The sequence below is a fragment of the Curtobacterium sp. Csp1 genome (assembly GCF_013347185.1).
In genome coordinates, this window is record NZ_CP054594.1 from 1 (window position 1) to 14,372 (window position 14,372).

General features: G+C 71.9%; 14 protein-coding genes and 1 pseudogene. 13 read left to right on the plus strand and 2 right to left on the minus strand.

The window, feature by feature from the left end:
• Positions 1-4 precede the first annotated feature (4 nt).
• Positions 5-703, plus strand: a pseudogene (locus HUN58_RS00005) (IS481 family transposase); the annotation flags it as partial.
• A 29-nt stretch (positions 704-732) separates the two neighbouring features.
• Here the strand turns inward: HUN58_RS00005 and HUN58_RS00010 are convergent.
• Positions 733-912 (minus strand): hypothetical protein, encoded by a 180-nt coding sequence (locus tag HUN58_RS00010; protein WP_058742123.1) that lies wholly within the window; start codon positions 910-912, stop codon positions 733-735.
• Positions 909-1,232, minus strand: a complete 324-nt coding sequence (locus HUN58_RS00015) for a hypothetical protein (protein WP_180225365.1) — start codon at positions 1,230-1,232, stop codon at positions 909-911. The genes HUN58_RS00010 and HUN58_RS00015 overlap by 4 nt, the downstream gene beginning before the upstream one ends.
• Positions 1,233-1,359: 127 nt before the next feature.
• Between HUN58_RS00015 and HUN58_RS00020 the strand changes: the two genes are divergently transcribed.
• The 12 genes from HUN58_RS00020 (at position 1,360) to rpoZ (ending at position 14,369) form a co-directional block, all read left to right on the plus strand.
• Positions 1,360-3,048: an AarF/ABC1/UbiB kinase family protein gene (locus HUN58_RS00020; RefSeq protein WP_180225364.1), complete on the plus strand. Its 1,689-nt coding sequence runs from the start codon at positions 1,360-1,362 to the stop codon at positions 3,046-3,048.
• A 137-nt stretch (positions 3,049-3,185) separates the two neighbouring features.
• A complete protein-coding gene (efp, locus tag HUN58_RS00025) occupies positions 3,186-3,749 on the plus strand; it encodes an elongation factor P (RefSeq protein ID WP_058742126.1) in 564 nt (187 codons plus the stop codon).
• Between the two features lie 11 nt (positions 3,750-3,760).
• On the plus strand, positions 3,761-4,270 hold the full coding sequence (nusB, locus tag HUN58_RS00030; RefSeq protein WP_083519979.1) for a transcription antitermination factor NusB: 510 nt from the start codon (positions 3,761-3,763) through the stop codon (positions 4,268-4,270).
• 57 nt (positions 4,271-4,327) lie between these two features.
• Positions 4,328-4,888 carry a bifunctional pyr operon transcriptional regulator/uracil phosphoribosyltransferase PyrR gene (gene pyrR, locus HUN58_RS00035; protein ID WP_058742127.1) on the plus strand — a complete coding sequence of 187 codons (561 nt, stop codon included), beginning with the start codon at positions 4,328-4,330 and terminating at the stop codon, positions 4,886-4,888.
• A complete protein-coding gene (locus HUN58_RS00040; RefSeq protein ID WP_058742128.1) occupies positions 4,888-5,850 on the plus strand; it encodes an aspartate carbamoyltransferase catalytic subunit in 963 nt (320 codons plus the stop codon). Before pyrR ends, HUN58_RS00040 begins: the two co-directional genes overlap by 1 nt.
• Positions 5,847-7,205, plus strand: a complete 1,359-nt coding sequence (locus HUN58_RS00045) for a dihydroorotase (RefSeq protein WP_114849976.1) — start codon at positions 5,847-5,849, stop codon at positions 7,203-7,205. Before HUN58_RS00040 ends, HUN58_RS00045 begins: the two co-directional genes overlap by 4 nt.
• On the plus strand, positions 7,202-7,744 hold the full coding sequence (locus tag HUN58_RS00050; protein WP_114849975.1) for a hypothetical protein: 543 nt from the start codon (positions 7,202-7,204) through the stop codon (positions 7,742-7,744). The genes HUN58_RS00045 and HUN58_RS00050 overlap by 4 nt, the downstream gene beginning before the upstream one ends.
• Positions 7,744-8,943: a glutamine-hydrolyzing carbamoyl-phosphate synthase small subunit gene (gene carA, locus HUN58_RS00055; protein ID WP_180225363.1), complete on the plus strand. Its 1,200-nt coding sequence runs from the start codon at positions 7,744-7,746 to the stop codon at positions 8,941-8,943. The genes HUN58_RS00050 and carA overlap by 1 nt, the downstream gene beginning before the upstream one ends.
• Entirely contained in the window at positions 8,943-12,221 is a 3,279-nt protein-coding gene (gene carB, locus HUN58_RS00060; protein WP_180225362.1) for a carbamoyl-phosphate synthase large subunit, read from the plus strand. Before carA ends, carB begins: the two co-directional genes overlap by 1 nt.
• Before the next feature lie 11 nt (positions 12,222-12,232).
• The gene (pyrF, locus tag HUN58_RS00065) at positions 12,233-13,120 is read left to right on the plus strand and encodes an orotidine-5'-phosphate decarboxylase (RefSeq protein WP_229666822.1); all 888 of its coding nucleotides are present in this window, start codon (positions 12,233-12,235) and stop codon (positions 13,118-13,120) included.
• Positions 13,117-14,052 (plus strand): guanylate kinase, encoded by a 936-nt coding sequence (gmk, locus tag HUN58_RS00070; protein WP_058742133.1) that lies wholly within the window; start codon positions 13,117-13,119, stop codon positions 14,050-14,052. The genes pyrF and gmk overlap by 4 nt, the downstream gene beginning before the upstream one ends.
• A 56-nt stretch (positions 14,053-14,108) precedes the next feature.
• A complete protein-coding gene (gene rpoZ / locus HUN58_RS00075; RefSeq protein WP_058742134.1) occupies positions 14,109-14,369 on the plus strand; it encodes a DNA-directed RNA polymerase subunit omega in 261 nt (86 codons plus the stop codon).
• Positions 14,370-14,372 lie beyond the last annotated feature (3 nt).

The following is a 14,372-nucleotide window of genomic DNA, read 5'->3' on the forward strand; positions in this document are numbered from 1 at the left end:
GTTCGGCCCCGCCAGGCTCGCCGCTGCGACCGGTGTTCCCGCGCGGACGATCTCCCGCATCCTTACCCGCCACCGTGTGCCGCCGCTGGCCTGGCTGGACCCGGTCACCGGGACGCTGATCCGCGCGACGAAGGCAACACAGAACCGGTACGAGCACGAGCATCCCGGCGACATGGTCCACGTGGACGTGAAGAAGCTCGGCCGGATCCCGGACGGCGGAGGCTGGCGGGTCCACGGCCGCCGCGAGGAGTTCCGGGGGCGCGGCATCGGGTTCGACTACGTCCACGCGGCCGTCGATGATCACACTCGACTCGCCTACGCGGAGATCCACCCAGATGAGAAAGGCGCGACCGCAGCAGCGTTCCTGACACGCGCGGCGGCCTACTTCGCTGAGCACGGCATCGCAACGATCGAGCGCGTGATCTCGGACAACGCGTTCGCCTACCGGCACTCGGCCGCGTTCAAGGACGCCGTCGCGGCGCTGGGCGCGCGGCAGAAGTTCATCAAACCCCACTGCCCGTGGCAGAACGGCAAGGTCGAGCGGTTCAACCGGACCCTCGCGACCGAGTGGGCGTACCGGCAGCCTTTCACCAGCAACCAGGCCCGAACTGACGCGCTTGCGCCCTGGATCGAGCACTACAACACTGGCCGGACCCACTCAAGCCACGGACTCACACCTGCAGCCCGAGTGTCACCAACCTAACGGCCTAGTACATCTAGCTCCGCGCGGGATCACCGCAGCGTGGGTCGTGTCCGACGCCACCACCACCGCACGCGCATCGAGACGGTCAGCACACCGGTGCGTTCCCACTCGCGGAACTCGTCGAGCGTGGCCCCGTTCTCCCACGCCCAGTACTCGTCGTCGTCACGGTCTGGATCGAGTGCGTCCGGCAGTGGTCGGAAGATCCTCATGAGTCGGCCTCCTGTCCAGCGGTCGGTCCTTGCGGTCGTTCGGCGTCGGCTGCGGCCCGTTCCCGACGACGGAGCGCGCGGTACGCCAGTCGGCGATCCGGTTTCGGCCACCACGATACGGTCGCGAGGTTCCGGAGCACAGCGATCGAGATGTCGTACGCACGGTCGTGCGGCTGCTGACGGAGCGCCCAGGTGAAGCGTTCCCAGGCGTGGTGGCGGATCACGGTCCGTCGCGCCTGGAACGCGCCGAACCAGCTGACGACGGCGCCGACAGTGGACGCCAGGGCGGCGATGCTCGCCGCGACGAGTGCGGTCTCCATGCCACCCAACGTCGCGCGCCGGGCGCACGCCGACGTCGGAGGCGAGCCGACCTGTGGAGGGCGCGCCGTGCCTCCAGGCTGTGGAGGAGCGCGGCAGGTGCGCAGGGCGGGGGAGCAGACTGGTCCGGTGCCCACCCCGCCCCGTCTGAGCGACCTCGGTCAGCAGGACGTCGACGCCGGCAGCCTGCGGTCCCGTGGCCGCCGCTTCGCCGAGCTGCTCGCGATCGCCCGTCGTCACCGTCTACTGCCCTTCCGCCGGCTCGACTTCTCGCACGCCCCCGAGACCGCCGACCTGCGTCGTGACCAGGCGGAACACCTGCGGCGGGCCCTCGAGGAGGCCGGCGGCGGCTTCGTGAAGATGGGCCAGTTGCTCTCGACGCGGGACGACCTGCTGCCGGAGGAGTGGACCGAGGGGCTCGCGCACCTGCAGCGGAGCGTGACCCCGGCGGACGCCGGCGCGGTCGCCGCCCTGCTCGAGGAGGAGCTCGGTGCCCCGGTCGACCAGGTGTTCGCGAGCTTCGACCCGGAGCCGGTCGCCGCCGCCTCGATCGCGCAGGTGCACCGTGCGACGCTGCAGGACGGCACGGTCGTGGCGGTGAAGGTCCAGCGCCCCGGCATCGACGCGGCGGTGCGTCGCGACGTCGACATCGCGCTCCGCGTGGTGCGGTTCCTGGCCCGGACGAGCAGCGAGGCGCGGCAGGTCGGGGTCGCCGACGTCGCGCAGCAGTACGCCGACGACCTGGTCCGGCAGGTGGACTTCTCGTCGGAGATGCGGAACCTCGCAGCACTCCGCGCCGCGCAGGCACGGAGCGCCCGGCCCGACGCGGTGGCGTTCCCGGAGCCCTACCGGGACCTGTCGAGCCGACGTGTGATGGTCATGGAGTTCCTCGAGGGCGAGACCCTCAGCGCGCTACGTGCCGCCCGGTCGACGCGGGACCTCGACGAGCCGATGCGCGCCGTCCTCGACGCGTTCCTGCGGCAGGTCGTGTTCGACGGGATCTACCACGCCGACCTGCACCCGGGGAACGTCGTGCTGCTGCCGGACGGCCGCCCGGCGCTCATCGACTTCGGGTCGGTCGGGCGGCTCGACCCCGGACTCCGCGAGACCGTGCAGGACCTGCTCGCCGGGTACATCCAGGACGACACCGCCCGGATCGCCGACGGTGTGCTGCGGATGGCGCCGGTCCGGAACGACGAGGACGAGGCCGACTTCCGCCGGGACATCGCGGCGTTCGTCGCGGACGAGCTCGGGCCCGGTGCGCGGATCGGCGTCGAGACGGTGGACGACGCCGTCGCCGTGTTCGGTCGGTACCGGCTCAAGCCGCCGCCGGACTTCGTCGCGGCAGCACGTGCGCTGGCGATCTTCGAGGGCACGCTTCGGACGCTCGCGCCGTCGTTCGACCTGCTCGAGGAGTCGCGGGACCTGGCCAGGGGGCAGATCCGGGACCAGCTGCGCCCCCGTGCGGTGCGGGACCTGGCGATCCGCGAGCTCTTCGGCGTCGTGTCCACGGTCCGTCGGTTGCCGCGACGCGTGGACCGCATCGGCGAGGCACTCGAGAACGGCAAGCTCGCCGTCAACATCCGGTTGTTCTCGGACCGGCGGGACCGCGAGGTCGTGTCGGGACTGATCCGCCGGGTGCTCCTGGTGTTGCTCGGCGCCGGTGCGGGGGTGCTGTCGATCGTGTACCTGGCGATGCCGGCCCGGCCGACGGCGGTCCTGTCCACCGGCGCCGCCGGCGGGTTGATGGGCGGTGCGGCCGTCGTGCTGCTCCTGTGGGCCGCGGTCGACGCGTGGCGGGCGCGCCGACGACGCTGACCCGCGCCCGCCGTCGCGCCTGGCCGTCCCGCGCCCGTCCGCTACACTCGTCGGGGCGTCGGCACGGGCCTCCCGGCCGCCGTCGGGACCGGACGCACGTCCGGGAGACCTTCACAACACCATCGAACGGAAGACCCATGGCGAGTACCACTGACATCAAGAACGGCGCCGTTCTCATCATCGACGGGCAGCTCTGGTCGGTCGTCGAGTTCCAGCACGTCAAGCCGGGCAAGGGCGGCGCGTTCGTCCGCACCAAGCTGAAGAACGTCGTCTCGGGCAAGGTCGTCGACCGCACGTTCAACGCCGGCGCGAAGATCGACACCGCGACCGTCGACCGCCGTGACTACCAGTACCTGTACCAGGACGGCGAGTCCTACGTGTTCATGGACACCGACACCTACGACCAGATCCCGGTCTCCGAGGCCGTGGTCGGCGACGCGAAGAACTTCCTGCTCGAGTCCGCGATGGTCACCATCGCGATGAACGAGGGCAACCCGCTCTACATCGAGCTCCCGACGTCGATCGTCACCGAGGTCGAGACCGAGCCGGGCCTGCAGGGCGACCGTTCCTCCGGCGGCACGAAGGACGCGACGATCATCGCGACCGGCCACCGCATCCAGGTGCCGCTGTACCTGGAGAACGGCACCACCGTGAAGATCGACACGCGCGACGGCAGCTTCCTCGGCCGCGTCAACTCCTAGGCGTCCGCCCGATGAGTGCTCGTTCGAAGGCCCGCAAGCGCGCCCTCGACATGCTGTACGTGGCCGAGGTGCGTGAGCTCCCGATCGCCGACGTCCTGGCGACCGAGACCGTCCGGCACCTCGACCAGCCCGAGCGTGCCTCGAGCTGGGACTACGCCCGGCAGATCGTCACGGGCGTCGACGACGACCGGTCGGCCATCGACAAGGTGATCGTGGAGCACGCGCAGGGATGGTCCATCGCCCGCATGCCCGTGCTCGACCGCTGCATCCTGCGGATGGGTGTCTGGGAGCTCCGGTACAACCCGGAGGTCCCGGACGCGGTGGCGATCGCCGAGGCGGTCGAGCTCGCGCAGTCGCTGTCGACCGACGACTCGGCGAGCTTCGTGAACGGCGTGCTCGGCGCCGTGGCGGGCGGCCGTGCACCGTCGGCGAAGGCGGCCACCGCTCCCTCCGCCGGCGCTGCCGACGACGACGCCGCACCGTCCGGCCGGACGGTCGCAGGGGACCAGGAGTCCCGGTAGGGTTGACCACGTCAGCGTCCTTTAAGTCCGTCCGGTGAGGCGGGGAAGGAGGTCGGCGTGGGCACCAGAACGGTCCTGCAACAGCCCGACATCACGCGTGCCCTGACACGCATCGCGCACGAGATCCTCGAGGCCAACCACGGTGCCTCGGACCTCGTGCTCCTGGGTATCCCGACGCGGGGTGCCGTCCTGGCCGAGCGGCTCGCGTCGCTGCTCGCGGACATCGAGCCCGAGTGGGCCGCCGAGCGCGACCAGCGCCTCGGCACGCTCGACGTGACGATGCACCGGGACGACCTGGGGCACGGCATCGGTCGTGCACCGCACCGCACCACGATCCCGACGAGCGGCATCGACGGCAAGGTCGTCGTGCTCGTCGACGACGTGCTGTACTCCGGCCGCACCGTGCGGGCCGCCCTCGACGCCCTGCAGGGCATCGGGCGGCCCCGTGCGGTGCGGCTCGCCGTGCTCGTCGACCGCGGGCACCGGCAGCTCCCCATCCGGGCGGACCACGTCGGCAAGAACCTGCCGACGGCGTCCGACGAACGGGTCACGCTACGCCTCACCGAGACCGACGGCACCGACGAAGTCGTGATCGAGCAGCCGGGGGACGACGCCTGATGCGCCACCTGCTCTCCACCGCCGACCTGTCGCGCGACGAGGCCGTCCGGATCCTCGACGTCGCCGAGGAGATGGCCGAGGTCAACACGCGCGAGGTCCGGAAGCTCCCGGCCCTCCGCGGCAAGACCGTCGTCAACCTGTTCTTCGAGGACTCCACCCGCACCCGCATCTCCTTCGAGGCGGCGGCGAAGCGGCTCTCCGCCGACGTCATCAACTTCGCTGCGAAGGGCTCGAGCGTCTCGAAGGGCGAGTCGCTCAAGGACACCGTGCAGACCCTCGGCGCGATGGGCATCGACGGCATCGTGATGCGGCACCCCGCGTCCGGCGCTCCGCGGGTCCTCGCCGAGGCCGACTGGATCGACGTCCCGGTGGTGAACGCCGGCGACGGGACGCACGAGCACCCGACCCAGGCGCTCCTCGACGCCTTCACGATGCGCCGTCGGCTGCACGGTGACGCCAGCCGGGGCGCGGCCCTGGACGGTGTCCGCGTGACGATCGTCGGCGACGTCCTGCACAGCCGCGTCGCCCGGTCGAACGCCTGGCTCCTCCGCACGCTCGGCGCCCAGGTCACGTTCGCGGCTCCGCCGACGCTCCTGCCGGCGGTCGACCGCCCGTTCGGCGGAGCAGTGCACCACGACCTCGACGCGGCCCTCGCCGAGGACCCGGACGTCGTGATGCTCCTCCGCATCCAACAGGAGCGCATGAACGACGCGTTCTTCCCGAACCCCCGCGAGTACACGCGGCACTTCGGCCTGACGGCGGCCCGCGCGGCGGCCCTGTCCGAGCGCACGCTGATCATGCACCCGGGGCCGATGAACCGCGGACTCGAGATCGCCGGGGTCGCCGCCGACGACCCCCGCTCGACCGTCGTCGAGCAGGTCGCGAACGGCGTGTCGGTCCGGATGGCCGTCCTCTACCTCGCCCTGACGGGCGAGCACGAACCGAAGGAGTCCGTCGCATGACCGCTCACCTCATCCGTGGCGCGCAGCTGGTCGACGGCACGCGTGCCGACATCCGCCTGGAGGCGCGGCGCATCACCGCGGTCGGGTCCGGTCTCGACGCGGCCGGGGCCACGGTCGTCGACGCTGACGGGCTGATCGCGCTGCCCGGCCTCGTGGACCTCCACACGCACCTCCGCGAGCCCGGTTTCGAGGAGTCCGAGACGGTGCTCACCGGGTCGCGAGCGGCGGCCGCCGGCGGCTTCACCGCGGTGAACGCGATGGCGAACTCGTCGCCGGTCGCCGACACGGCGGGGGTCGTCGAGCAGGTGCAGGCGCTCGGCGACGACGCCGGGTACGTCACGGTCCGCCCGATCGGTGCGGTGTCGCAGGGGCTGCAGGGAACCCACCTGTCCGAGATCGGGGCCATGGCGACGAGCAGGGCGAAGGTCCGGGTGTTCTCGGACGACGGGTCCTGCGTCGCCGACCCGCTGCTCATGCGCCGGGCGCTCGAGTACATCAAGGGCTTCGGCGGGGTCCTCGCGCAGCACGCGCAGGAACCGCGGCTCACCATCGGCGCGCAGATGAACGAGGGCCGGCTGTCGTCGGAGCTCGGGCTCGCCGGCTGGCCCGCGGTGGCGGAGGAGGCGATCATCGCCCGCGACGTGCTGCTCGCCGACCACGTCGGTGCCCGGCTGCACGTCTGCCACGTGTCCACCGCCGGCAGCGTCGAGGTCATCCGCTGGGCGAAGTCCCGCGGCATCGACGTCACCGCCGAGGTCACGCCGCACCACCTCGTGCTCACCGAGGACCTCATCGCCGGGGTCGACGGGGCGCCCGGGTACGACGCGCGCTACAAGGTGAACCCGCCGCTGCGCTCCCGTGAGGACGTCGACGCGCTCCGCGGTGCCCTGGCGGACGGCACGATCGACATCGTCGCGACGGACCACGCACCGCACACCGCCGAGGCGAAGTGCTGCGAGTGGCCGGCTGCCGCCAACGGCATGGTCGGGCTCGAGTCGGCGCTGAGCGTCGTGCACGCCGCCGTGGTCGAGAGCGGGCAGCTCGACTGGGCCGACGTCGCGCGCGTCCTGTCCGAGGCGCCGGCCCGCATCGGCCAGGTCGAGGGGCACGGCCAGCGCATCGCCGAGGGCGCCCCCGCCGAGCTCACGCTCTACGACCCCGCCGCGGTGCGGGAGTTCTCCATCGCCGACCTCGCCGGCCAATCGCAGAACTCGCCGTACCTCGGCATGCGGCTGCCCGGCCGTGTGGTCGCGACGTTCCACCACGGCGCCCCGACGGTGCTCGACGGCCAGCTCGTCGACGCCGAGACCGTCGCGGCGCACGCGCGCAGCGTGCGGGCGGAGGCGACGGCATGAGCGGTGACGCGCTGCGCTGGCTCGTCGGCGGGATCGTCCTGGCCCTCGTCGCCCTGCTGTTCGTCGCCATGGCGCGCACCTGGCGGACGCGGGCCAGGCGTCAGACGGCAGCCGTGCCTCCCGTCCCGGTCCCGACCGACGTCGGACCGGCAGCCGGGTCCTGGGACGGGTTCACCGTCGCGACGACCCGCGCCGACGAGCCACTCGAACGCATCACCGCCGGCGGTCTCGGGTTCCGGGGCCGCGGCGGGGTGACCGTCCACGACACCGGGGTGGTCCTGCACCACGCCGGCGCCGTGGACCGCTGGATCGCGGTGGACGCCGTGCGCGGCGCCGACCGCGCCACGTGGGCCATCGACCGTGTGGTCGAGCCCGGGGGACTGGTCCGTCTGCGATGGACGGCGACCGGCGCCGCAGGTGCGACGGACCTCGACACCTACTTCCGGTTCCCGGAAGGCGGCGCAGCAGCACTCGCCGCCCTGCAGGGACTGACGACGACGCGCGAACACCCGCACCCCGCGGGCGAAGGGACGAACTGATGACACGCGAACGGGCCGTGCTGGTCCTCGAGGACGGCACCCGGTACGACGGATGGGCGTACGGCGCCCGAGGCCGATCCCTCGGCGAGGTGGTCTTCGCCACGGGCATGACCGGCTACCAGGAGACGCTGACCGACCCGTCCTACGCCGGACAGATCGTGGTGCAGACGGCACCGCACATCGGCAACACGGGCGTCAACGACGAGGACCCCGAGTCCCGTCGCATCTGGGTGGCGGGCTACGTCGTCCGCGACCCCAGCCGCGTCGTGTCGAACCACCGCGCGAACGGCACGCTCGACGACCACCTGGAGCGCGACGGCATCGTCGGCATCTCCGGGATCGACACCCGCGCGCTCACCCGCCGGATCCGCGACGCAGGCGCCATGAAGGGCGGCGTCTTCAGCGGTGCGGACGCGGACCTGTCCGCCGACGAGCAGCTGGCCGCCGTCCGCGACCAGGCCGCGATGCAGGGTGCGAGCTTCTCGTCGGTCGTCTCCACGCCGGAGACCTACGTGGTCCCGGCCGTCGGGGAGCAGATCGGCCGGCTCGCCGTGCTCGACCTGGGCGTGAAGGCGTCGACCACCCGCTACCTCGCCGAGCGCGGGTTCGAGGTGCACGTCGTGCCGCAGGACATCACCGCCGCGGCGCTCGAGGACCTCGCGCCGGACGCCCTGTTCTACTCGAACGGCCCCGGCGACCCCGCCGCGAGCGACGCGCAGGTCGACCTCCTGCAGCAGTCGCTGCGGACCGGCCGCCCGTTCTTCGGCATCTGCTTCGGCAACCAGCTCCTCGGCCGCGCGCTGGGCTTCGGCACCTACAAGCTGCCGTTCGGCCACCGCGGGATCAACCAGCCGGTGCTCGACACCGCCACGGGCAAGGTCGAGATCACGAGCCAGAACCACGGCTTCGCGGTCGACGCGCCCCTGGACCAGGTCGTCGAGTCGCCCGCCGGGTTCGGTCGGGTCGAGGTCTCGCACTACTCCCTGAACGACCAGGTGGTCGAGGGGCTCCGCGCCCTCGACGTGCCCGCCTTCAGCGTGCAGTACCACCCGGAGGCGGCCGCCGGCCCGCACGACTCCATGTACCTGTTCGACCGGTTCGCCGACCTGGTCCGCGCGCGCCGTGCGGGGGAGCCGCTCGACGCGGCCACCGCCACCGCCACGACCCCCGCAGCCGACGTCACGAAGGAAGCCAACTGATGCCGAAGCGCGCAGACATCAACTCCGTCCTCGTCATCGGCTCCGGCCCGATCGTCATCGGGCAGGCCGCCGAGTTCGACTACTCCGGCACCCAGGCGTGCCGCGTCCTCCGCGCCGAGGGCGTCCGCGTCATCCTCGTCAACCCGAACCCGGCGACGATCATGACCGACCCGGACTTCGCCGACGCGACCTACATCGAGCCGATCACGAGCGCTTCGCTCGAGGAGATCATCAAGATCGAGCAGCCCGACGCGGTCCTGCCGACCCTCGGCGGTCAGACGGCGCTCAACGCGGCGATCAAGCTCGAAGCCGAGGGCATCCTCGAGAAGTACGGCGTCGAGCTCATCGGCGCCAAGGTCGACGCGATCCAGCGCGGCGAGGACCGCCAGCTCTTCAAGGAGCTCGTCCTCGAGTCCGGCGCCGACGTGGCCCGCAGCCACATCGCGCACACCCTCGAGGAAGCCAAGGCGTTCGCGGCCGACCTCGGGTACCCGCTCGTCGTCCGGCCGTCCTTCACGATGGGCGGCCTCGGTTCGGGCTTCGCCTACAACGAGGAGGAGCTCGTCCGCTTCGTCGGCGACGGCCTGCAGTCCAGCCCGACCACCGAGGTGCTCCTCGAGGAGTCGATCCTCGGCTGGAAGGAGTACGAGCTCGAGCTCATGCGGGACAACTTCGACAACACCGTCGTGATCTGCTCGATCGAGAACGTGGACCCGGTGGGCGTCCACACGGGCGACTCGATCACGGTCGCCCCCGCGCTGACGCTGACCGACCGCGAGTACCAGAACATGCGGAACATCGGCATCGACATCATCCGTCGCGTCGGTGTCGACACCGGTGGCTGCAACATCCAGTTCGCCGTCGACCCGTCCAACGGCCGCCTGATCGTCATCGAGATGAACCCGCGCGTCTCCCGCTCGTCGGCGCTCGCGTCGAAGGCCACGGGCTTCCCGATCGCGAAGATCGCCGCGAAGCTCGCCATCGGGTACCGCCTGGACGAGATCGAGAACGACATCACCCGCGTCACCCCGGCGAGCTTCGAGCCGACGCTCGACTACGTCGTCGTGAAGACCCCGCGGTTCGCGTTCGAGAAGTTCCCGGCGGCCGACGCCACGCTCACAACCACGATGAAGAGCGTCGGCGAGGCGATGGCCATCGGCCGGAACTACGCCACCGCGCTGCAGAAGTCCCTGCGGAGCCTCGAGAAGCGCGGCTCGAGCTTCCATTGGGACACCCGGGCGGCCGAGCTCGACAAGGACGCGCTGCTCGAGAAGGCCCAGGTGCCGACCGACGGCCGCATCGTCACGGTGCAGCAGGCGCTCGTCGCCGGCGCCACGGCGGACGAGGTCTTCGAGGCCACGAAGATCGACCCGTGGTTCATCGACCAGATCGTCCTCATCAACGAGGTCGCGGCCGAGGTCGCAGCAGCCGAGACGCTCGACGCGGGCACCCTCCGGTGGGCCAAGGAGCACGGCTTCAGCGACGCTCAGATCGCGGGCCTGCGGGGGATCTCCGAGCAGGAGGCCCGCGACGCGCGGCACGCCCTGGGCATCCGCCCCGTCTTCAAGACGGTCGACACCTGCGCCGGCGAGTTCCCGGCCCTCACGCCGTACCACTACTCGTCGTACGACACCGAGACCGAGGTCGCCCCGAGCGACCGCAAGAAGGTCGTCATCCTCGGCTCCGGCCCGAACCGCATCGGCCAGGGCGTCGAGTTCGACTACTCGTGCGTCCACGCCTCCTTCGCGCTCAGCGAGGCCGGGTTCGAGACGATCATGATCAACTGCAACCCGGAGACGGTGTCGACCGACTACGACACCTCGGACCGGCTCTACTTCGAGCCGCTCACCACAGAGGACGTCCTCGAGGTCATCGAGGCCGAGGCCGCTTCCGGCGAGCTCGTCGGCGTCGTCGTGCAGCTCGGCGGCCAGACCGCCCTGGGCCTGGCGAAGCCGCTCGAGGCGGCCGGGATCCCGATCCTCGGCACGAGCCCCGCGGCGATCGACTCCGCCGAGGAGCGCGGGCAGTTCTCCGCGATCCTCGAGCAGGCCGGCCTGCTCGCACCGCGCAACGGCACCGCGCACGACCTGGCGAGCGCGACCGCGGTCGCCGAGGAGATCGGCTACCCGGTCCTCGTCCGCCCGTCCTTCGTGCTCGGCGGCCGCGGCATGGAGATCGTCTACGACCCGGCCGCCCTGGCGGACTACTTCGACCGGATGGCCGACCAGGCGATCATCGGCCCGGAGCTCCCGCTGCTCGTCGACCGGTTCCTGGACGACGCGGTGGAGATCGACGTCGACGCGCTGTTCGACGGGGAGCGCCTGTACATCGGCGGCATCATGGAGCACATCGAGGAGGCCGGCATCCACTCCGGCGACTCGGCGTGCACCCTGCCCCCGGTCGGACTCGGCAAGGCGGAGATCCGCGGCGTGGTCGAGGCCACCGAGCGGATCGCACGCGGCATCGGCGTGCAGGGCCTGCTCAACGTCCAGTTCGCCATCGGCGCCGGCGTGCTCTACGTGCTCGAGGCGAACCCGCGCGCGAGCCGCACGGTCCCGTTCGTCTCGAAGGCGCTCGGCATCCCGCTCGCGAAGGCCGCGAGCCGCATCATGACCGGCACCTCGATCGACGCGCTCGTCGCCGAGGGCCTGCTGCCCGAGCGTGACGGCTCGTCCGTGCCCGCGCAGGCACCGGTCGCCGTCAAGGAGGCCGTGCTGCCCTTCCGCCGCTTCCGCACCCACGACGGCCAGGTCGTCGACTCGGTGCTCAGCCCGGAGATGCGCTCCACGGGCGAGGTCATGGGCATCGACCGCGACTTCCCCCGCGCCTTCCTCAAGTCGCAGGACGCCGCGTACGGCGGCCTGCCGACGAGCGGCACGGTGTTCGTGAGCGTCGCGGACACCGACAAGCGCCAGGTGGTCCTGCCGGTGCACCGCCTGCAGCAGCTCGGCTTTACGATCACCGCGACCGAGGGCACCGCCGAGGTGCTCCGCCGCAACGGCATCGAGGTCACGCTGGTCGGCAAGTACAGCGAGGGCGGCGAGAGCGTCGTCGACCTGCTCGCCCGCGACGAGGTCGACATCGTCATCAACACGCCGTCCGGTGCCGCCGGTCGCGCGGACGGGTACGAGATCCGTGCGGCGACGGTCGCGGCGGACAAGCCGCTCTTCACGACCATCGCGCAGCTGGGTGCAGCGGTCGCGGCGATCGAGACGATCGGCACGCCGCACAGCGTCCGAAGCCTGCAGGACTACGCGCTCGAGCGCGCGACCTGGTGACGGCCGGTCCCGTGGCAGCTGACACCCGGCCGGGAGGCACGGCCCCCTTCGGCGTGCGGCTCGCCGCCGCCATCGGGTCGCGTTCCGCACTGTGCGTCGGCATCGACCCCCACGCCGCCACCCTGGCGGCGTGGGGGCTCGGCCGCGACGAGCAGGGGCTGACGGCGTTCGGCGCCGCCCTGGTCGACGCGGCCGCCGGCCGCGCGGCGATCGTCAAGCCGCAGGTCGCCTTCTTCGAGGCGGCGGGGGTCGCCGGCTACCGCGCGCTCGACGCGACCGTCCGTCGGGCACGTGATGCGGGCCTCCTGGTCGTCGCCGACGTCAAGCGGGGCGACATCGGCTCGACCGGTGACGACTACGCGCTGGCGTGGCTGGACCGCGACGGGCCGTTCCGGGCCGACGCGATGACGGTCTCGCCGTACCTCGGCTACGGGTCGCTCGTCGGCACCGTCGACGTGGCGCGCCGGAACGGTGCGGGGGTCTTCGTGCTCGCCGCGACGAGCAACCCCGAGGCACGGCTGCTGCAGACCGCGGTCGTCGCCGAGGGCCCGCGTGCCGGCCGGACGGTCGCGGCCGGTATCGTGCTCGATGTGGCAGACGACAACCGGACCGGCGGCGACCAGCCGCTCGGGGACGTCGGGCTCGTGCTCGGCGCCACCCTCGACCTCGACGACTTCGGCATCGACGCGGCGGCCATCGGCTCCGCGCCGGTGCTCGCCCCGGGCTTCGGCGCGCAGGGCGCCCGGATCGAGGACCTCCGGTCGTTGTACGGCTCTCGTGCCGAGCAGGTGCTCGTGAGCGAGTCCCGCGGGCTGCTGTCCGCCGGCCCCGACGGGGTCGCCGGGCTCGTGCAGGAGCGGGCGGACCGCATCCGTGTGGCGCTGGAGGTGGCCGCGTGACGGACGGCACGGACGGCGCACCCGTGGACCGCAGCGGCCTCCCCGCGCACCGGAACCCGCCGGAGGTCGACCGGGTCGCCGCCGCCCGCGCCGCCGTGGCCGCGCGACGCGCCCGGGCAGCGGTCAAGGCGCAGGTCGCGTCGGGGGAGCGCAGCCCCCTCGAGGTCGCCCGCGCCGCCTGGTCCGACGCCGACCTGCCCGCCGAGAAGTCGCTGCGCGTCCGCGACCTCCTGACGAGCATCTCGGGCATCGGTCCCGCCCGTGCCGAGGCCGTGATGAGCGAGCTGCGGATCGCGCCGTCGAAGCGCCTCGGCGGACTCGGCTCGCGGCAGCGTTCGGCCCTGGCCGACTGGCTCGCCGCGCGCGGCCGGAAACGTGGCACGTCGAAGCTCGTCGTGCTCGCCGGACCCACCGCCGTGGGCAAGGGCACGGTGAGCGCGTACATCCGCGAGCAGTACCCGGACGTGAACCTCAGCGTCTCCGCGACGACCCGGAAGCCCCGACCGGGCGAGGTCGACGGCGTGCACTACTACTTCGTCGACGACGCCGAGTTCGACCGGATGATCCGCGACCGCGAGCTCCTGGAGTGGGCGGTCGTGCACAACTCCTACCGCTACGGCACCCCGCGGCCGCCGATCGACCGCGCGCTCGACGCCGGCGACAAGGTGATGCTCGAGATCGACCTGCAGGGCGCGCGGCAGGTGCGCGACGCCATGCCCGAGGCGGTCCTGGTGTTCCTGCTCCCGCCGACGTGGGAGGAACTCGTCCGCCGCTTGATCGGCCGCGGCACCGAGTCCGCCGAGGAACAGGCCCGCCGGCTCGAGACCGCCAAGGTCGAGCTCGCCGCCCAGGACGAGTTCGACGTGCGGATCGTGAACTCCGATGTCGGCACCGCGGCACGAGAAGTCGTAGACTTGTTCACTGCGCCCTAGCCGGGAGCGCCCGTGCCCTCCGGGGCACACACCATCTTCTGCCGACTGGAGACACCATGGCCAACCCCCAGGGCATCATCGACCCGCCCATCGACGACCTGCTGTCCAAGGTGGAGTCGAAGTACGCGCTCGTCATCTTCGCGTCGAAGCGCGCTCGTCAGATCAACGACTACTACGCGGACCTGCACGAGGGATCGCTCTTCGACAACGTCGGGCCGCTCGTCGACTCGACCATCGACGACAAGCCGCTGTCCGTCGCTCTCCACGAGATCAACGAGGACAAGCTGACCGTCACCAAGCAGCAGCCCACCGACTGACCG